A 20813-nucleotide genomic window follows, 5' to 3' on the forward strand; every position below is an offset into this window, starting at 1 on the left:
CGCAAGCGTGCGAGCTGAGGTCGCGGAAATTGCTAGTAAATAAATATCTGTAACCGATTTCCTACGGATCTACATCGACCGGAAAACTTGTGTTTTTGGACAAGAACGTTACTGTTCAATAATCTTTTTTGCACCGCCCCGTGAGACAGGCACAGCCGCCATCTCACGGGGCTTTTTCTTTTCAAAAAATATTAAGTGCTGTGTTACAATAGGGGGAATGGAAGAATCTATAATCGGTTTTCCGGAACAATTTTCTTTTCACCCAGTCATTGAAAATGCAGACGCGCTCCGTCCGGCGGAACATTTTATTTTATGCGGCATGGGCGGTTCCCATCTTGCCGCGGGGCTCATAAAACTGTACGACCCGACGCTCAATCTTTCGGTTCACTATGACTATGCATTGCCTCAATACCCGCACGCGAAATTGAAAGAAGGCCTTCTTATCGCCAGTTCGTTTTCCGGAAATACCGTTGAAACGATTGATTTTGCACAAAAAGCCTTTGACCAGAAACTCAATCTGATAATTATCGCGTCCGGAGGAAAACTTCTCGAATTTGCGAAAATAAACAATATACCGTATATCGCTCTTCCGGCCGTGCGTATTCAGCCGAGAAACGCCGTCGGGTATTCGTTGCTTGCCCTTGCCGAAGCGACATCGAATAAAATGCTTCTTAATACGTTATGGGGCATGCGGGGGAACTTGGATGCCATGCGGTTTAAGCAGGACGGAGAAATGCTTGCCGAAAAGTTGCAGGGAAAGGTTCCGGTGATTTATTCCTCAAATAACAACCACTCACTTGCATACAATTGGAAAATAAAATTTAACGAAACCGCGAAAATCCCCGCCTTTTTCAATATGTTTCCGGAACTCAATCACAATGAGCTCGCGGGTTTTGACACGACCGAAGAAAAAAAAGCACTCATGCGTCCGTTTCATTTTATTTTTCTTCGGGATTCCAACGACCATCCTGCAATCATAAAAAGAATGGACATCGCGAAAGACTTGTATCTTACGCGGGGTTTCGATGTGGAGGAGGTGATGCTTACGGGCTCGCATGTCCTTGAAAAAGCATTCAACTCGATTTTTCTTGCGGACTGGACGGCATTTTCCCTTGCTTCTTTTTACGGCGTTGACCCGGAACAAGTGCCTCTCATTGAGGAATTCAAAAGTCTTATCGCATAAAACATGTACATGCTTTTCGACATTGGCGGAACAAAGATGCGTATCGCCGTCTCCGACGGGGGCCGTCAACTTGGAGAATATAAAATCGTTGAAACCCCGAAAGACTTTAACGAAGGAATGTCGCGGTTTGCATCCGTCGTCGCGGAATTAACTCACGGAAAAAAAGCCCAGGGCGCCGCGGGAGGTATCGCGGGCACTTTCTTGAAAGAAAAAAAAGAACTTGTCCGTTCTCCCCATTTGCGCGCATGGGTGGGAAAGCCCATTCAGGAAGAGTTGGAGAAAATTATCGGAGGAAAAGTGTTTATTGAAAACGATGCGGCTATTGTGGGGTTGGGAGAAGCGTTATACGGGGCGGGCAAAGGACACAATATTGTCGTATATGTCACTGTAAGCACCGGTGTCGGCGGAGCGCGCATTGTCAAAGGAATTATCGACCCTTCAACTGCCGGTTTTGAACCCGGACATCAGGTCATAGATATCGCTTCGGCCATTGACCCAGTTGATAATCCTAACGGTACGCTTGAGAATTTCATATCTGGTTCGGCTATGGAAAAACGGTTCGGTGTTCCTCCGTGGGAAGTTACCGACAAGCATGCGTGGGAAGAAATGGCGGAGTGGCTGGCCTACGGTCTTTTCAACACCACATTATATTGGTCCCCTGAGGTCATCGTTTTGGGCGGCCCCATGATAGTCGGGCGTCCGGGCATCGATGTTCATCTGACGACGCTGTATCTAAAGAAACTTCTTGAAGAGTTTTCATATATGCCCCTTATCAAAAAGGCACAGCTTGAATCTATCGGAGGCCTCTACGGGGCGCTTGCCCATTTGAACAGAGTAATAAGATAGTGTAGTCTTTGAAGACTATTAAGATAAAAATATCGCCCATTATGTTTGGAAATTTTTTGCTTAAACAATTTATCAAATCAAAACTGAAAGGGGTGCCCGATTCCGAAATCGACAGACTTATTTCCATTGTTGAAAAAAACCCCGATTTTTTCAAAAAAGTCGCTACCGAAGTGGAACAGAAGGTAAAAGGAGGACAAGACCAGAGCGCGGCGATGGCCGAGGTTATGAAAAAATACGAATCGGAATTGAAAAATATCGCCCACTAAATCATTTATCATGCTTTCAATCGGAATTGTCGGGCTTCCAAATGTCGGAAAATCAACGTTGTTTAACGCGCTGACCCTCAAGTCTGTTCCCGCGGAAAACTTTCCTTTTTGCACCATTGACCCATCGGTAGGCATTGTTGCCGTGCCGGACGAACGGTTGTGGAAACTTACAACATTCAGCACATCGGCAAAAACCATTCCTGCCGCCATTGAATTTGTCGATATTGCCGGGCTTGTCAAAGGAGCCTCGGAAGGCGAAGGCCTTGGCAACCAATTCTTAAGTCACATCAGGGAGGTTGATGCCATTGCGGAAGTGGTGCGTATTTTTGAAGACCAAAACATCATTCACGTTGACGGGAAAATCCAGCCGCTGTCCGACATTGAAACAATCAATCTCGAGCTTGTTTTGGCAGATTTGCAGACGGTTACGAAACGTAAGGGAAGTATTGAAAAAGACGCACGGCGAGGAGACAAAGTCGCGCTCATCGAATCGGGGGTATTGAATAAAATCGAGCCGGTTCTTAAAGAGGGGAAACCCGTTTCCACGCTCCAGTTTACGGAAGAAGAAAAACCCGTGCTTAGAAATCTTCACCTTCTGACCTCAAAACCGATTATGTATGTTCTCAACAAAAAAGGCGGGGGAACGAACCTTGATGAACTGAAAGACGAGCGCTGGACGGCACTTTTAAAGTTTTTTGAAGACACTAACGCCAAGTGGACGATTGCCGACGCAAAAATCGAGGACGAACTCAAAGAACTTGTTGGAGAAGAAAAAGAAACGTTCCGCAAGGAACTTGGGGGAAAAGATGACGGTATCGACACGCTCATCAAAAAGGGATACGAATTGCTGAATCTCATTACGTTTTTTACCACGGGAGAAGACGAAAGCCGCGCATGGACGATACGCCGCGATTCAAAAGCGCCCGTTGCGGGCGCCGCAATCCATACCGACTTTCAGCACAGATTCATTTGTGCCGAAGTCATTCCGTGGAACACGCTTCTCGAAGCCGGCTCATACGGCACCGCCCGGGAAAAAGGCCTTCTGCGCACCGAAGGGAAGGAATATGTCGTTAAAGATGGTGATGTGATTGAGTTCAAAATTGGTGCGTAGCTTGCTTACGTACCCTTTTTTTATCGTTAAAAAAGGAATATACTATACGTATATTCAATAAGTAATTACTATGGATACAACGCAGCCAACACAAAAACCCCGTACAACAGCCGCCGACTTCTTTCTCCATCTCGGAGTTATTGTCGCCTTGTACGTAACGGTAATCAGTTTTCTCAATCTCGTTTTCAGCCTTATTAACTATGTATATCCGAACTTGCCGCTTGAACAGGGGGTTCCGACAAGCGACCTGAGTATCCCCGTGTCTGCGCTTGTTATTTTTGCCCCGTTGTACATTTTTCTTTCATGGCTTCTCAATAAGCAATATGGCACCAACCCTTACAAGCGTGAGTTGGGAGTGCGAAAATGGCTGGTGTATCTTACGCTTTTTATCTCCGGTCTGGCGATTGCTATCGACCTTGTTGTTCTGGTGTACAGTTTCGTGAGCGGAGAATTAATCACTCTCGGTTTCCTCCTTAAGGTCTTGTCGGTCTTTACTGTTTTAGTCGCCGTTTTTTGGTATCATATTGCCGATTTGAAGGACAAAATAAACGCATCACAAAACAAAAAACTCGCAATTGCTCTTTCCGTTGTCATTATCGGCTTCATTTGTTTGAGTTTTGCCATTATGGGCTCGCCGTTTAAGCAAAGACTTCTGAAAATCGACGGTCGTCGAGTTTCCGACTTGCAAAACATTCAATATCAAGTGCTTAACTACTGGCAGTCAAAAGAGAAATTACCGACAACACTTGATGACCTTGTCGATTCTCTTTCGTACAACAAGGTTCCTGTCGACCCTGCTACCCAGTCCCAATATGAATATCGTGCAATTCCGCCCTTTTCCTTCGAATTGTGTGCTACCTTTGATCTTCCAAGTGAGGAAAGTGTAAAAAGTATTGCACAGCCCGAGTTTGTCAGCGACTATGAATTTGAAAACTGGAAGCATGAAAAGGGAAGAACCTGCTTTGAACGCACTATTGACCCGGACAGGTATCCTCCGTATACCAAAGTAAGATAGCTAAAAGAAGAGAAAGCGGCGGGAAAATCGCCGCTTTTTTCTGTATACTAGAGCAATATGGCGCAGGAATATAACCATTTGTCCATAGAAAAAAAATGGCGGGAGAAATGGGCAAAAGAAAAAATCTATAAAACAACGGAATTAGGTGACAAGCCAAAAGCCTATATTTTGGACATGTTCCCATACCCTTCAGGTGTGGGACTTCATGTCGGGCACCCAAAGGGCTACATTGCAACCGATATCTACTCACGTTTCAAGCATATGAACGGCTTCAATGTCCTGCATCCAATGGGGTGGGACGCATTCGGTTTGCCCGCGGAAGAATATGCCATTAAAAACAAAATTCATCCGCGCGTTGCCGTAGAGCAAAATATCAAACGCTACAAAGAACAGCTGGAAATTCTCGGATTCAATTATGACTGGGAGCGGGAAATCGATACTACCGACCCGAAATACTATAAATGGACGCAATGGATTTTTCTGCAGATGTTTAAAGACGGTCTTGCTTTCGAGTCGCACGAGCCGATTAACTGGTGTCCGTCATGTAAAACAGGTCTTGCTAACGAAGACCTGGAAGGAGGAAAGTGCGAACGCTGCGGTTCGATTGTCGAAAAACGTCCGATTCGCCAGTGGGTCTTGAAAATCACCGATTATGCGGAAGATTTGCTTGCCGACCTGAAAGATTTGGCATGGCCCGAATCCATAAAAGAATCCCAGCGAAACTGGATAGGGAAAAGTGAGGGAGCGGAATTTGACTTCGAACTTGTGGATATTCCCGGCCAGCCCGATGGCAAACATAAGGTAAAAGTATTCACTACACGCCCCGACACGCTGTTCGGTGCGACCTTTGTAGCGATTTCCGCAGCGCGAGCGAAACTCTGGCTTGATATCGGCTGGAAAGCGAGCGAAGAAATAAAAAAATTCATCGAAAAAACTCTTGCCAAGGAAGCGGTTCGCGCGCTTAATGAAGTTCCGGAGAAGGAGGGAATGTTTACGGGCATATACGCAAAAAATCCCGCGAACAGAGAAAAAATTCCCGTATGGATTGCGAATTACGTTCTCTCGGATTATGGAAGCGGGGTAATTATGGCAGTACCCGCCCACGATGAGCGTGATTTTGAGTTCGCCAAGAAATTCTCTATAGAAATTCGTCCTGTTGTTCTTTCAGGGGGTAGCGTCCAAATAGGTTGGACCATGGAAAAATATGCTGAAGAATGGAATGACCACTACGCTAAAAATGGCAAACTTTGGAATTCAGGTGAGTTTACTGGCATGGAAAGTGAGGAAGCGAAAAAGGAAATTATAAAGTTTGCAAAAGGAAAAGAAAAAATTCAGTACAAACTCAAAGATTGGGTATTCTCCCGTCAGCGATATTGGGGTGAACCTATTCCTCTCATCCATTGCAAAAAATGTGGTGTAGTTCCCGTGCCTGAAAAAGATTTGCCGGTGGAATTGCCTGATGTGAAGTACTACGAACCGACCGGAACGGGGGAATCACCTCTCGCAAACATTTCAGAGTGGGTGAATGTGAAATGTCCGAAATGCGGCGGGGAAGCCAAGCGCGAAACAAATACAATGCCGCAGTGGGCCGGCTCGTGCTGGTACTACCTGCGCTACATGGACCCGAAAAATGACAAGGCGCTCGTTGACCCCAAAAAGGAAAAACACTGGGCTCCTGTGGACATGTATGTGGGAGGTACAGAACATGCCACGCGTCACCTTATCTATGCCCGTTTTTGGCATAAGTTTCTCTATAAAATAGGCGCAGTAAGCACCAAAGAGCCCTTCATAGCCCTTCGCAACCAAGGCCTTATCATGGGTACGGACGGACGAAAAATGAGTAAGCGGTTCGGAAATGTCGTTAATCCCGACGATATAGTTGCGCAATTCGGCGCGGACACCATGCGTGTATATGAAATGTTTATGGGTCCGTTTGAAGCGTCAATCTCATGGAGTACGGACAATCTCGTGGGCTCACGGCGTTTCGTTGAGCGTGTCTGGAATCTCGCGCAAAAAGTTTCAAAAGAAGGAACCGTTTCGGACGAAACTCTTTTCAACCGTACCGTAAAGCAGGTGACCGAGGATATAGAAAATTTTCGTTTTAATACCGTCATATCGGACATGATGATATTGTTGAATTCTCTTGAAAAAGAAGAAAAAATTCCGCAAGCGATTTTTGAAACATTTATTACCCTTCTGTCTCCGGTTGCTCCACATATCACCGAGGAATTATGGCAGGCCTTGGGCTACCAAACCTCAATCCATCTTCAGCCGTGGCCGACATTTGACGTTGCAAAACTCGTATCCGAAACGGCCACAATTGCCGTGCAGGTAAACGGAAAAATCAGGGGGGAATGCACTGTCTCAAACACCGCAACAGAAGATGAAATTAAAACACAGGCACTTTCTTTAGAGTCCGTAAAAAAATGGACGGAAGGCAAGGAGATTAAAAAGACCATTTTCATAAAAGGAAAACTCATCAGTTTTGTTGTTTGACCTGTTTTCTTCGCGTTTGAGCGAGAATCCACTTTTTCCAAACCTTGCGGAGTCCGGAAAGTATGAGCAGAGAAAAATCCAACAGGATTTTATCGTGTTTGGAAAAAGTGGGTTGGAGCGGGCATTTGACATTTCCTTGACTTTCTTTTAGTGTAGTGATACAACGTAGTGAATAAATAAACCTATTGAACATGTCCGAAAAAATTACAGTAGCGTTTAAGCCCAAACAAGTTGTCAAAAAACTCCTTGCTGTTCTCGTTCCCAGGGCAAAAGACGTCATTGTAAGTCGTTATGGTCTCGGAAATGAAAGCGCCCGTCTTACTCTCGAAGCTATCGGGAAAAAATACAACATTACCCGCGAGCGCGTGCGACAAATAGAAAACTACTCTCTCGACCACATTCGAAAATCCAAGGAATACAAAGAAACCCTTCCGGTTTTTGAAGAGCTCAAGGAATCCATGCATTTAATGGGCGGACTTGTTCCGGAAGAAGAATTTTTAACGACGCTTGCCAAGGACAAGAGTACCCAAAACCATATCCACTTCCTTTTAGTTGTCGGTGAACATTTTACCCGTTACAAAGAAGATGACCACTTTAAAACCCGTTGGCACGTCGACAATGAACTTGCCGAACAGGTGCACGGGTCTTTGAAGAAATTGTACGAAAATCTTTCCGACGATGACCTCATATCGGATCCAGACTTTATCGAATCTTTTCTGGAACAACTCCATGAGCTCGCCGAAAAATATAAAAGTGATGAAATCATGAAGCGCTGGCTTTCGCTTTCAAAGAAAATCGGACGCAATCCTCTTGGCGAATGGGGCAAATCAAGTTCCTCAAATATCAATGCCCGCGGTATGCGCGACTATGCATTCCTGGTTATCCGTAAACACGGTTCACCAATTCATTTTCGAGAAGTAGCCGAAGCAATTACCAAAATTTTCAATAAAAAGGCCCACGTTGCGACGACCCACAACGAACTTATCAAAGATTCCCGTTTTGTTCTTGTCGGCCGCGGCTTGTACGCCCTTTCCGAATGGGGATATATGAGTGGTGTCGTTAAAGATGTTATTCGCAAAGTGCTTGAGAAAAACGGCCCTCTTACCAAGCAGGAAATTATCGACAAGGTCTTGAAGGAACGATATGTTAAAGAAAACACCATTGTCGTTAATCTTCAGAATCCGAAGTTTTTCAAAAAAGACACCCAAGGCCGCTACGCTCTCGCCAAATAATTAAATCTACACCCATAGGTTTTTAGACGGTGCAGCTTACCCCCTTTTGGGGGTTTTTCCTTGTCTTTTTCATAATGTATACTTAAAACGTGCTATTTGAACAATTCACGTCGTCATTCGGAGACAGCATCTCACAAGCGCTCGATATTTTGCGTCGAACCGTATTCGTGTGGCTTCCGATTCTTTCGGGAACCGCGCTTTTTCATACGTGGATAAACTACATACGCGCGCGTTGGATACGTGAACAGGGCACCGTGTTGCTTGAAATCAAGCTTCCGACCGAAATTTTCCGCTCACCGGCGGCAATGGAGCTGGTGCTCACCCAGTTGTATCAGGCGGCAAATCCCACATATATTGACGCATATCTTATAGGAAAAGTGCGTCCGTGGTTTTCTCTTGAACTTGTTTCTCTCGGCGGGGAAGTCCATTTTTACATTTGGGGGCACCGAAAGTTCAAAAAATTCATTGAAAATCATATTTATGCCCAATATCCGAATGTGGAAATTTACGAGGTTGAGGATTATGCGAAAAGATTTCCTTTCGACCCCGAAAACTATCCTTTTTGGGCCACCTATTTCAAACTTACCAAGGCTGATGCCTATCCGCTAAAAACCTATATCGAATACGGCCTCGATAAAGACCCAAAGGAAGAATTTAAAATCGACCCCATCACGTCGCTTATTGAATATCTCGGAGGGCTCAGGAAGGGAGAGCAGGCGTGGATTCAGATTCTTATCCGGGCCCACAGAAAAGAAGGATTGAAAGATTTACGGCTTGCAAGACCCGACTGGCAAAAAGACATTGAAAAAGAAATAAAAAAAATTATGACGGAAGCAGTGGTGGACGAAGAAAAGCAAATGCCTTCCCTCATGCTTCTTGATGAGGAGCAGAGGAATCTTATTACTGCGATGCGTCGTAACATGGGAAAGTTTGCGTTTGATTCGATTGTGCGGGGTTTTTATCTTGCCGAAAAACCTTCCTTTGACGGCAGTAATATCAGTGGTTTGATAAGCAGTGTCAGGCAATTCAGCTCAAATACCCGCAACGGATTCAAGCTCGGAAAATTCAGCGCCTTTGAGTATCCATGGCAAGACTTTCAGAATATGCGCCGCCGTGTTATCGAGAGAAAAATGCTTGATTCCTATAAGCACCGTTCTTTCTTCTATCCTCCCCACACGCATTTCCGCGCCCAGCCTTACATTCTGACGACGGAAGAACTCGCAACGATGTTCCACTTCCCGGGCAAAGTTGTCGGCACTCCGACGGTCACTCGTATTACTTCAAAGAAAGCCGAAGCGCCTTCAAATCTTCCTATATAAATTTCCTCGCTCATGCGCTTTTCTTTCCCCGACATTTCAAAATTTTTTATTTCGACATTTCTGCCAGCGGTACGAAATGTTTTTAATCTGTTCTTTTTGTGGATAAAGCGAAATGACACCGCGCTTATCAAAGGTGCCGTGGCGGTTGTGCTTACTTACGCTCTTTTCTACGCGTCATTTTTCAGCGCTCCTCGGGAATTTCCCGCGCAAGCGATTACAACGATTGAAGACGGGAAAACGCTCAATCAGGTGTCTATGTTTTTTGCCGAACAAAACATTATCCGTTCTCCGTTCTGGCTTAAAGTATTTGTGACCGTATTCGGGGGGGACAAGCGTATTTATGCCGGCGATTATTTTTTCAAAGATCCTTCTTCCGTCATTACCGTCGCCCGTCGCATCACAAGCGACGACCACGGCCTCACTTCGACTCGCATGACAATCCCCGAGGGCCTCAATGTATTCGAAATTGCGGATTTGGTGGCCAAAAAGTTTAAGAAATTCGACCCGGAAAAATTTATCGCCATCGCGCCCGAAGGCTACCTTTTCCCTGACACATATTTTTTTCTTCAAAACGTCGAAGCTGAGTTTGTCGTAGCGGCCATGAAAAAAAACTTTGATGAAAAAATTCAAGGGATTATGCCCCGGATAGAAGAGTTCGGGCGTCCGTTTGAGGACGTGATTATCATGGCCTCAATCATAGAAACCGAAGCGCGACAAAAAAATACCCGGCGTATGATTTCCGATATCTTGTGGCGTCGCATCGATATCGGTATGCCTCTTCAAGTCGATGTTTCCTTTAAATACGTTAACGGCAAGGTAACGCCTGATTTGACGCTTGACGATTTGGAAATCGATTCGCCGTACAATACGTATAGATACGCCGGGTTGCCTCCGACGCCCATTGCAAATCCCGGTCTTGGGGCGATTGAAGCGGCGGTTACTCCCATTAAAAGCAGTTATCTGTATTTTCTTTCCGGTCACGACGGCGTAATGCATTATGCCCGCACGTTCGAGGAACATAAACAAAATCGGCGACTCTATCTTGATAGGTAATATTTTCCTTTGCGCTCCCGCCGGTCTTGTGTAAACTAACGGCTACATGGAGAAGCGAAATAAAAAAGTTTTTGTAGGCATGTCGGGCGGGGTGGACAGCTCCGTTTCCGCCGCATTGCTTAAGAAAGCCGGCTATGACATCACGGGCGTGTTCATCAAAGTATGGCATCCGGATTTCCTGCCGTGCGATTGGAAAGAAGAACGCAGGGATACGATGCGTGTCTGCGCCGCTCTCAATATTCCTTTTCTCACCTTTGATTTTGAAGAAGAATACAAGCGCGAGGTGGTGGATTATATGCTCTCGGAATACAAACGGGGAAGGACACCGAACCCCGATGTTATGTGCAACCGCTATATTAAATTCGGCTCATTCCTAAAAAAAGCGAAAACGATGGGCGCGGATATGATTGCCACCGGCCACTACGCCATTCGCGAGGAAGTAGGCAAGGGGTCACAGAAAGTTTTCCTTCTCAAGGAATCAAAAGATAAGGAAAAAGACCAATCGTATTTTTTATGGACACTGGGCCAAGAAGAACTTTCCCAAAGCCTGTTTCCTGTCGGTGGGTATGAAAAAAAGGAAGTACGTGCGCTTGCACAGAAGTTCAATCTTCCCACATTCGAAAAAAAAGACAGCCAGGGATTGTGCTTCTTGGGGAAAATTGATTTTCGGGAATTCTTGGCCGCCTATCTTCCCGTAAAGCGGGGGCATGTCGTCAACCTTAAGGAAGAAATTATCGGTATCCATGATGGCGTGCATCTGTATACCATTGGACAGCGCCATGGTTTTACCATAACGAAAAAAGGCACCTCCGATACCCCTTTATATGTAATTGATAAAGACGTGGCCAAAAACAGGCTCATTGTTTCCGACAAGAAAGAAGCGATTTATGAAACAGTCAAAACAAAAAAAGTTACACTTTCCGATACGCACTGGGTTTCCGGCGCATTTCCTTCGCTGAATCGGGATTATAATATCCGTTTCCGTTATCACCAAAAACCGATATCGGGATTTTTGACAAAAGAGGGGAGGAAAACCGTCGCGGTTTTTAAAACCTCTCAGGATAGCGTGGCCCTCGGGCAATCGCTGGTTTTTTATACGAAGGACGACGTATGCCTTGGTGGCGGGGTTGTCGATAGGATTGCCTAAAGCCGTTGGACTGTTTCATGTGTTTTTAGACTTTCGCTTTCGCGGTATAATGATGGTCATATGAACGGAAACATTTATGTTATCAAGGCGCACGGGGACAAAGAACTTTTTGCGCCCGAAAAACTTATACGCTCCTTAAAAAACTCCGGTGCTTCCGACGAGATGGCTTCCGATGTTTTGAAGTCCATCGAAAGCTTGCTTCAGGATGGGATGAAGACTTCCGATATTTACCGTCTCGCGTTTTCTTTGTTGCATAAGAAAGAAAGGGTGGCGGCGATGCGATATTCTCTTAAACGGGCGCTTATGGACCTTGGGCCGAGCGGCTTTCCGTTCGAAAATTTTCTTTCAGAGGTTTTCAAGCGGAAAGGTTTTACCGTTGAGCGCGACATGATTGTTTCGGGGAATTGCGTTGACCATGAGGTCGACCTTGTGATTTCTTCTCCGGAAAAAAGAATCATGGTTGAGGTTAAATTTCATAATGAAATCGGCATCAAGTCGGATGTGAAAGTCGCACTGTACGTTGCCGCCCGGTTTGAAGATATTTTTATAAAACAAGGAGGGCCGACCGACACGAAAAAAGAAGAGGGCTGGCTTATCACCAACACAAAATTTACCCAGGCGGCTATCGAGTACGGAATGTGCAAAGGACTGACAATGATAGGGTGGAATTATCCTTCCAAAGGAAATCTCCAACAACTCATTGAAGAAAGCGGCCTCCATCCTTTGACGTGTCTTTCAACATTGACCACGTCGCAAAAGCAAACCCTCCTCTCCGAAGGTGTCGTGCTGTGCCGCGATGTTGTTGACCACCCGCGCCTTCCGTCTCTTGGCGTAAATGATGCCAAACTTAAGAAAGTTATTGACGAGGCGCGTTCTCTCTGCGGTATTTAAAACATATGTCTCCACTGCCCTACAACGCCAAAAGAAAAAAAATTACTTTCAACCCCGAAAGCAATGCCGCTCACCGGCTTAGCCGCTCAAAAGTGGATTTGTTTTTTGAATGTCCGCGTTGTTTTTATCTGAATGAAATTCTAGGTATCGGGCGTCCGTCCATGCCCCCGTTTACGTTAAATGTCGCGGTTGACCATCTGTTGAAAAAGGAATTTGATGTCCATAGGACGGAAGGGACCGCGCACCCGCTTATGAAAGAGTATGGAATCGATGCTGTCCCTTTCAACGACCAAAAAATCGAAGAATGGCGAAATAATTTCAAAGGAGTAACCCGTTTCCACAAGGAAACCAACCTGACTTTTTTTGGAGCCGTTGACGATGTGTGGGTTAATCCGAAAGGGGAATTGATTGTCGTTGATTATAAAGCGACAAGTAAAGCGGGTAAAATTGATCTTTCCGGCGGGTGGGGCCCGCAATACAAACGGCAGATTGAATTTTATCAATGGCTTTTGCGCGGCAATGACTACCGGGTTTCCAATACGGGATATTTTGTTTACGCAAACGGCATTAAAGACAGAGCGGTGTTTGATAAAAAACTTGAATTTGAAGTGGAAATCATTTCTCATACCGGAGACGATTCGTGGATTGAAAAAACCGTAACGGATGTCAAATCGTGCCTTCTGCAAAAAATGTTGCCGGAAGCGGGAGAACTGTGTGAACACTGTTCATATCGCGAATCCGCCGGAAAAGCCATTCGGGGCTTGTACGGGCAAAAAATCGATGAAAAAAAAGACGATGACACAAAATCGGGCCGCCTCTTTTAGACATAGGGTTTTTGCGGTTGTAAAGAACATTCCTGCGGGCAAAACGCTTTCTTACAAACAAGTGGCGCAAAGGGCGGGCCATCCGAAAAGTTTCAGAGCGGTGGGGAATGTGCTCAACGGCAATTACGACCCGGATATTCCATGCCATCGGGTTATCCGTTCCGACGGCACGATAGGAGGATATAACAGGGGCAACAAAGAGAAAATCAAAAAACTTCGCGAGGAGGGCGCGCTTATATGACAGAGGAAAATAAAGAAAAAACACCGCTTTTAAAACAGATTCGTGACGAGGTAGTCAAACTTTCCGCCTCGCCTCTTTATTCGGAGCGGGTAAAAAATAAAGTTTTCCCCGTTATCGGCGAAGGAAGTCATGATGCGTGCATTATGTTTGTCGGGGAAGCGCCGGGAAGAAATGAGGCCGCAACAGGAAGGCCGTTTTGCGGGGCGGCGGGAAAACTGTTGGATGAGATGCTTGCGTCAATCAATATTCCCCGCACGGACGTGTATATCACAAATATCGTCAAAGACAGACCCACGGAAAATCGCGATCCAACTCCGCAGGAAATTGAGATATACGCGCCGTTTCTTGACCGGCAGATAGACATCATTCAGCCGAAAGTCATAGCGACCCTTGGCCGTTTCTCAATGGCATATCTTTTCAATAAATTCGGTCTTGAGTTCGAGCTTGAACCGATAAGCCGCATTCATGGAAAAACTTTTAAGGCGGCCGTCTCATACGGAGACATAACCATTATTCCCCTCTATCATCCTGCTGTTGCCATTTACAACATACACATGAAGGAAACGCTCTTTAAAGACTTTGAGATACTTAAAAAATACCACCTGGACGCATCACAATAAAACTCGTATAGTAACTCTATTGCCTAGCGCAGTGAGTGAAATGAGAATGTTCGTACATTCTCATTTCTGAGCCAGCGACGGCAAAAAAACACACCTTTTATGTTTCCGATGTTTCCCTACAACATTCTTATTATGGCTTCCACCCTCCGTCTCGTGGGGGAAATTCTCATAGCAATAGTTTTGTTCTCTCTTCACAGTCATGTGATGAAAGAAGAAAAAACCAATGCCGAACGACTGGCCGTAATGAGTCGGGAGCGCCTCTATATTGTCGTCGGCCTTACCGCTATTTTTGCCGCGTACGCTGTTGAACTGTATGCCAGAGCGAGAGGATACGTTTAAACCATGCAATCGGAAGAAATACGTTCTCGTTTCCTAAAATTTTTTGAAAAGAAAGGACATGCCATTGTTCCTTCTTCTTCGCTTGTGCCGCAAAACGACCCTTCGGTTCTTTTTACAACCGCCGGAATGCAGCAATTCAAGCCCTACTATACCGCTCCCGAAAATGCCATCAAAGATTTTGGGAATAAAAATATTGTGACTGTCCAGAAATGCGTGCGCACCGGGGATATTGATGAAGTGGGAGACGAAACACACCTTACCTTTTTTGAAATGCTCGGTAATTTTTCTTTCGGCGGATATTGGAAAAAAGAAGCGATTGAATATGCTCATGAATTTATCACCAAAGAACTCGGGCTTTCGATAGATTACGTTTCCGTGTTCAAGGACGAAGTGAGTGGCATACCTGCCGACGAGGAATCCCGTGCTATTTGGGCTGGAATCGACCCTAATCTTGTAATAAAAGAGCACAATCGTCAGGATAATTTCTGGGGTCCGACGGGGGACGAGGGTCCTTGCGGTCCGACAACTGAAATTTATGTTAATGGCGTAGAAATTTGGAACATTGTATTCAACGAATACTACAAAACCCGAGAAGGGAAATATGAACCGCTTGCGGTAAAGGGAATTGATACAGGCATGGGGCTTGAACGTCTTGCGGTACAAGTACAGAAAAAAAATGATGTGTACGAGACTGATTTGTTTGAACCAATTATTTCTTTAATAAAGCAAAAGAGAGAACAGATTCCCGCTGTTTCTATATTAAAAGGAGATCCTAAAAATGATAGTCGTGAAGAAAGAATAAATCGTATTTTCACTGATCATTTAAAAACAAGCACCTTTTTAATTTCTGATGGTGTTTTACCAAGTAATAAAGACAAGGGCTATATTTTGAGAAGACTAATGCGTAGGACTATGGGTGAGACACTTTTAGCCCCATTTCACAAAGAAGCTTTTCAGAAAATTGAAAAAATATATAAAAAAACAAACTACAAAATTAATCTTCAGATTGTCATTGAGGTCTATGAAAAAGAGTTGGAAAATTTTAAATCTAATCTGGAGAGGGGATTGAAAGAAATAAATAAGAATATCAACGCTGGTGGGATTGTTACAGGTCAAGAAGCTTTTAATTATTTCTCCACTTACGGGATACCGAAGGAAATGTTTTTAGATTCAATAAGCCACTTAATTTATAGTAAAGATGAGAATTTTGAGCAGGACTATGAATTTTCTTATAAAAGGCACCAAGAACTCTCTCGCACATCGTCTGCGGGAATGTTTAAGGGTGGTCTTGCTAATCACAACGAGAAAACAATCAAGCACCACACCGCACATCACTTGCTCCTGGCTGCGCTTCAGGAAGTGCTGGGCAAAAGTGTAAAACAGAAGGGAAGTAATATCACCGAGGAACGTCTGCGTATGGATTTTTCTTTCGAAAGGAAAATGACGGATGAGGAAAAAAAGAAAGTTGAGGAAATCGTAAATAATTATATTTCCCAAAATCTTTCCGTGATACGGAAAGAAATGCCCCTTGCAGAGGCGGAGAAAATCGGCGCAGAAATGGAGTTTGGCGCAAAATATCCCGATATTGTTTCCGTTTATCTTATTGAAGATAAACAAGGCAATCCCATCTCTAAAGAATTTTGCGGCGGACCTCATGTTGAGAACACCGGTATCTTAGGAAAATTTAAAATTCTCAAAGAAGAGGCGGTTTCCGCCGGGGTACGCAGGATTAAAGCCGTACTTGAGTAAATCTATCCACTATCTTTCCTCAGGGTAGTTGATAAAATAAAAGGTAAAGGGAAGAGGCCGATATGTAATCGACTGAGGTTTTTTGTGTACGGCTCTTTTCAAGTTCCGGTCTTTAACCAATGAACGAAAAGTCCACAATACAATTTGTCATCTCGGGAGTATTCGTTTTTGCCATGCTTCTCCCAGGCATCGCTTTTTTGGTAGAGCACAAAGATGCTTATGCGGCAGAAAATCCTCTATCCCAATTCGTAGAAAATATCGGACAAAGCGGCAAAAGCACGCTTTCTTTTGTTTCCGAAGTGGCGAGAAGCGGAGCGCAACAAGGGGTAAAACAACTCCAGGAATCCCGCCGAAGAATTTTTGTGCTTTTTGAAAAAAGTCGGGTCCATCTCCGGAATACCTTTGGGGAATTGTATGTCGGTGCTTTCATGCGTGCGCAACCCGATTCCAAGGGAAACTTTTTTCTTCGTGCGAATGTTTTCGAAGCAATAGGGGAAATGTTCAATAATCTTTCTATTGGTTTATATAAAGGAGTCAATGAAATTTTTTCCAGTTTCTTCTCAAGTGAAGAATCATATATCCAGAATAAGGCACCCATAGTACAAGAACCTGTTTCTCCCGCGCCGGTCGCGGAAGAAAAGGCTGACGAGTCCGCCGCACAAAAAAGCGATTCTTTTCAGGAAACAGCGGAGCAATCCCCGACAGTTGTATATGTTCAGGCTCCACCCAAAACACAACCTCCTCAAACTGTTACAACTATCATCAAGGAAGTCCCTGCTCCCGACTCTGTTTCCAAAAGCGAATTGGAATCCCGTCTTTCCGCCCTCGCGGCGACGTTGTTGAGTAAAATTTCTTCAGCCCAAAATACTGCCGTTCAATATTTCTATCCCTCGGTTCCGCAACCTGTTCAACTTCTGAACAAAATAGACAACCTTTCCGGTGTTACTATCACTTCTTCCTCAATTATCGGTGGAACATGGAGTGATGTTGATATTACAAGCGGTTCAGGGGGTTTCGGAACACTTTCAAGCGATACATTTTCTAGTGGCGCTGTCACTGTAAGTGGCAGTCTCACATTAAGTACAACAACATCGGGATGTCTTGAGGCAACAAGTAGCGGAGTGGTATGGATTACCGGTACCGCTTGCGGAACAGGAAGCGGAGGCGGTTCTTCCTTCGGTCAAGCCTTTGAAATCACCACTAACATTTTCTCCCAAGCTTCTCTCAAGGCAACCTCAACAGCCGTTCACAACCTGGTCATTGATGGCACCGGTACATCCACTTTCTCCGGAGGCCTTGAAGTCTGGAGACAAATTGCTGCTCCGTACTTCCAGGCAACATCGACCACTATCGCATCACAATTCCCATACGCTTCAACGACGGCACTTACTATCTCGGGTACTGCCTACATTAGTTCTCTCACAGGCCCTCTTCAAGCGCTGAGTGGTACCGTTTCTGCAACCACAACACTTTCTGCCGCATACGGAGGAACGGGACTCTCGACACTCCCTTCATACGGACAAATTCTCTTAGGTAATGCGTCAAGCGGATATACCTTAAATGCCACCTCCTCACTTGGCTTTATCGGTGCTGACTACAGAGATTGGAATTTGACCACGAACATCTTTAACCAATCCGTTCTCGCGCCAACGACAACACAAAACATTCTTGTCTCCGGCACCGGTACCTCCACCTTTGCAGGAAGCATTGAAGCCTGGAGACAAATCGCCGCTCCGTACTTTCATGCGACTTCTTCTACGGCGACGAGTACGTTTGCGGGGGGACTTACGGTAGATGGTTCAACATTCGTTGTTGACTATTCATCAGGGAATGTGGGCATCGGGACGGCAACTACAACTGCCCTTTTCACAGTGTATGGAACAAATCCGATAGCCCACATAAGAAGTTCCAGTCTTAACGATAATGCCAACTCTCCAGCGATTGAGCTTACTGAATCTACAGGAACCGAGGACTATGGTTTTCAAATCAAATACCTTGCACAATCAAATCGTTTTGAGATAAATACGGACAGCAGTGGTTCTAATGGCTTCGGACAGAACGCAGTGTCCATAATGAGAGAGACTCATAATTTTGGTCTTGGTTCCACATCTCCCTACGCCAAATTCTCTGTTGCGGGGAAAGACACCACTACCACCTTGATAGGAGCGGATGCCGTCTCTGGATTTTCCGGGAACCTTCTTGAACTTAAACTGGCCTCTACTACTGTCTTTATGGTGGAAGGAGATGGAGATGTACAATTTTTAGATGCTAAAGGAATTTACTTTAATTCTGCGGCCAATGATGCAAATTGGGGTATCGGAAGAAACATTGTGGAAGACACCGGTGGGTTTCTCACAAGTAATAACCTTCAGCTAAAAATATACGGCAACTCTACTCCACAGACACAAGGTTTACAGGTAGTGAACCACAACAATGTTGTGTTGATGGAAATATCGGGGAGTGATGGAAAAACCGTATTTAACGGAAGTGGAAATATAGGTATTGGTACAACTTCACCTTATGCAGTGCTTTCAATACACGCAACCTCAACTTCAAATTATGAAAATACCCTTTTTGCTATTGCTTCCTCTACGGCCTCTTTCGCCACCACTACCCACTTTGTTGTTACCGCTGGGGGCAACGTCGGCATCAGTACAACAAGTCCGTACGCGAAGTTATCTGTCATCGGGCAAACTGTCGCTGCATACTTTACTGCCACCACAACCTCGGACAACACTTTCCCAAATCTTCTTTCAACAAATTCAACAACGACAAACGCCACCACCACAACCGCCTCATTCACCACTGCTTCCACAACTAATTTAATTGTCAGCAGTGCGGGCGGTTCTGCAGGCTGCGCACAATTCAGTATCACAGGCCTTATTTCAAATTCAGGTTCAGCCTGTGGCACGGGCGGAGGATTGTCTTCTTATGACGCTTGGACACATCCGATAGTGGGGCAATCGGCCACAACTTCTTCGATTGTCGCAGCAGGATTCTTTACAAACTCTAACTCAAACTTCAACGCATCAGTCGGCATCGCATCTTCAACTCCGTGGGCTAAACTCTCCGTCGGTACTCACAACCTCGCCATCGCCACTCCTTCTTTCGTTATTGCTTCTTCTTCAACGGGAGTGGCAACGACGACACAATTTATTGTCAAGAATGGTCAGGTAGGCATTGGAGCAACGGCTCCAAATACCGAGAAACTCTATGCCTTTGACAACACAGACTCAACATTTGGTGTCATCAGTGCACGCACTGAATCCACTAACTCAGACAATATTGCCATCAATGCTACGGTCGCAGGAGCCGGGACTAATAACATCGCTCTGTATGGATGGGCCTCTGATGCAGTAACCAATAACTGGGGTTTGTATATCGAAAGTGGTAACGCACACATTGAAGGCCTTCTTGAAATTGCAACGTTTGCCGCATCTGATGATAATTCCCGTTGGGTGTGTATCGATGCTTCAGGCGCGTCTACTTTGCAGGCGGGTGTTAACGCTTCCAGTGGCGATTGCGACACTTCCTCTGCCCGATTTAAACACAATATAGAAACACTTGAAGTCTCGGCTTTGTCCTTGGTTTCCGGGTGGCGACCTGTTTCATTTATATACAATGAGGATCTGGAAGAAACAATTATGTGGGGTTTTATCGCGGAGGAAATGGCTTCCAGCAGTCCACAATTGGCATTTTACGATAGTTTAGGTCGTCCCAGAGGACTTCAAAAAAATGCCATACTTTCCGTATTGGCCAAAGCGATTCAGGAGCTTAATCTCAACCTGGATAATATTGCCTCTACGACTGCCACATCTACACCGGAATCACAATCATTTGCAACGAGCTTCTTTAATAATCTCTTCAAGCGATTCACAACATGGTTTGCGGACGCGGCGAATGGCATTGGGGATGTGTTTGCCCGTTCATTCCGCGCAAAAGAAGAAATTTGTGTGGATGACCAGTGTCTCACGAAAGAGGACGTTCGTTCCCTGCTTACGCTTGCTAACGGCAGCACTGCTTTTGTTGGCGGAGGTAACATTGGCGACGAGGGTGGAAATGTCTCCGGTGACATTTCAGGAAATGGTGGAAACCAAGAGCAAGAAGCCTCCGATACCACTCCTCCTATCATTCTCATCCAAGGCAATAATCCTGCGGAAATAGCGATAAACACAAGTTACGCCGACCTCGGGGCGTTGATTACTGACGACCAGGACGAAAATCCAACGACGTATACCTACCTTAATGGAGCAACCACTACAAGCATTTCAATCGACACATCGGTTGCCGGCACACACACGGTTACATATACCGCGACCGATGACGCTGGAAATACCACGACCGTAGAGAGAATTGTAAACATTATGGAAGTGCAGAAAACTGACGATACATCTCCGAACAATAACGCCACGACGACGCAGGAAACCGCAACGTCAACAGAAAACGTAATATAACCAAAGAATCTTTTTAAAAATTGTTGT

General features: G+C 45.2%; 17 protein-coding genes. All 17 read left to right on the plus strand.

The window, feature by feature from the left end:
• Positions 1-217 precede the first annotated feature (217 nt).
• The 17 genes from Q8O71_03540 to Q8O71_03620 all read left to right on the plus strand — a co-directional run bounded on the left by Q8O71_03540 (position 218) and on the right by Q8O71_03620 (position 20786).
• Positions 218-1183 carry a bifunctional phosphoglucose/phosphomannose isomerase gene (locus Q8O71_03540; protein MDP2705431.1) on the plus strand — a complete coding sequence of 322 codons (966 nt, stop codon included), beginning with the start codon at positions 218-220 and terminating at the stop codon, positions 1181-1183.
• 9 nt (positions 1184-1192) lie between these two features.
• The gene (locus Q8O71_03545; GenBank protein MDP2705432.1) at positions 1193-2029 is read left to right on the plus strand and encodes an ROK family protein; all 837 of its coding nucleotides are present in this window, start codon (positions 1193-1195) and stop codon (positions 2027-2029) included.
• A 41-nt stretch (positions 2030-2070) separates the two neighbouring features.
• Positions 2071-2295 carry a hypothetical protein gene (locus Q8O71_03550; GenBank protein MDP2705433.1) on the plus strand — a complete coding sequence of 75 codons (225 nt, stop codon included), beginning with the start codon at positions 2071-2073 and terminating at the stop codon, positions 2293-2295.
• 7 nt (positions 2296-2302) lie between these two features.
• Positions 2303-3406, plus strand: a complete 1104-nt coding sequence (ychF, locus tag Q8O71_03555) for a redox-regulated ATPase YchF (GenBank protein ID MDP2705434.1) — start codon at positions 2303-2305, stop codon at positions 3404-3406.
• Between the two features lie 70 nt (positions 3407-3476).
• Positions 3477-4421 (plus strand): DUF5671 domain-containing protein, encoded by a 945-nt coding sequence (locus tag Q8O71_03560; GenBank protein MDP2705435.1) that lies wholly within the window; start codon positions 3477-3479, stop codon positions 4419-4421.
• 57 nt (positions 4422-4478) lie between these two features.
• The gene (gene leuS / locus Q8O71_03565) at positions 4479-6917 is read left to right on the plus strand and encodes a leucine--tRNA ligase (GenBank protein MDP2705436.1); all 2439 of its coding nucleotides are present in this window, start codon (positions 4479-4481) and stop codon (positions 6915-6917) included.
• Positions 6918-7108: 191 nt separating this feature from the next.
• Positions 7109-8149: a sigma factor-like helix-turn-helix DNA-binding protein gene (locus Q8O71_03570; protein MDP2705437.1), complete on the plus strand. Its 1041-nt coding sequence runs from the start codon at positions 7109-7111 to the stop codon at positions 8147-8149.
• 89 nt (positions 8150-8238) lie between these two features.
• On the plus strand, positions 8239-9468 hold the full coding sequence (locus Q8O71_03575) for a hypothetical protein (GenBank protein ID MDP2705438.1): 1230 nt from the start codon (positions 8239-8241) through the stop codon (positions 9466-9468).
• A 12-nt stretch (positions 9469-9480) separates the two neighbouring features.
• Entirely contained in the window at positions 9481-10521 is a 1041-nt protein-coding gene (gene mltG, locus Q8O71_03580; GenBank protein ID MDP2705439.1) for an endolytic transglycosylase MltG, read from the plus strand.
• Between the two features lie 46 nt (positions 10522-10567).
• A complete protein-coding gene (mnmA, locus tag Q8O71_03585) occupies positions 10568-11668 on the plus strand; it encodes a tRNA 2-thiouridine(34) synthase MnmA (GenBank protein ID MDP2705440.1) in 1101 nt (366 codons plus the stop codon).
• A gap of 60 nt (positions 11669-11728) precedes the next feature.
• Positions 11729-12559 carry a restriction endonuclease gene (locus Q8O71_03590; GenBank protein MDP2705441.1) on the plus strand — a complete coding sequence of 277 codons (831 nt, stop codon included), beginning with the start codon at positions 11729-11731 and terminating at the stop codon, positions 12557-12559.
• A 5-nt stretch (positions 12560-12564) separates the two neighbouring features.
• Positions 12565-13383, plus strand: coding sequence for a PD-(D/E)XK nuclease family protein (locus Q8O71_03595; protein MDP2705442.1), 819 nt, complete (start codon positions 12565-12567; stop codon positions 13381-13383).
• Entirely contained in the window at positions 13355-13624 is a 270-nt protein-coding gene (locus Q8O71_03600) for an MGMT family protein (protein ID MDP2705443.1), read from the plus strand. The genes Q8O71_03595 and Q8O71_03600 overlap by 29 nt, the downstream gene beginning before the upstream one ends.
• Entirely contained in the window at positions 13621-14244 is a 624-nt protein-coding gene (locus Q8O71_03605; GenBank protein ID MDP2705444.1) for a uracil-DNA glycosylase, read from the plus strand. The genes Q8O71_03600 and Q8O71_03605 overlap by 4 nt, the downstream gene beginning before the upstream one ends.
• Positions 14245-14376: 132 nt before the next feature.
• Positions 14377-14583 (plus strand): hypothetical protein, encoded by a 207-nt coding sequence (locus Q8O71_03610; protein ID MDP2705445.1) that lies wholly within the window; start codon positions 14377-14379, stop codon positions 14581-14583.
• Between the two features lie 3 nt (positions 14584-14586).
• Positions 14587-16332: an alanine--tRNA ligase gene (locus tag Q8O71_03615; protein ID MDP2705446.1), complete on the plus strand. Its 1746-nt coding sequence runs from the start codon at positions 14587-14589 to the stop codon at positions 16330-16332.
• A gap of 119 nt (positions 16333-16451) precedes the next feature.
• A complete protein-coding gene (locus Q8O71_03620; protein ID MDP2705447.1) occupies positions 16452-20786 on the plus strand; it encodes a DUF5011 domain-containing protein in 4335 nt (1444 codons plus the stop codon).
• Positions 20787-20813 lie beyond the last annotated feature (27 nt).

Source organism: bacterium, from assembly GCA_030690305.1.
Classification (GTDB): domain Bacteria; phylum Patescibacteriota; class Minisyncoccia; order Phycocordibacterales; family JAGLPS01; genus JBBUCK01.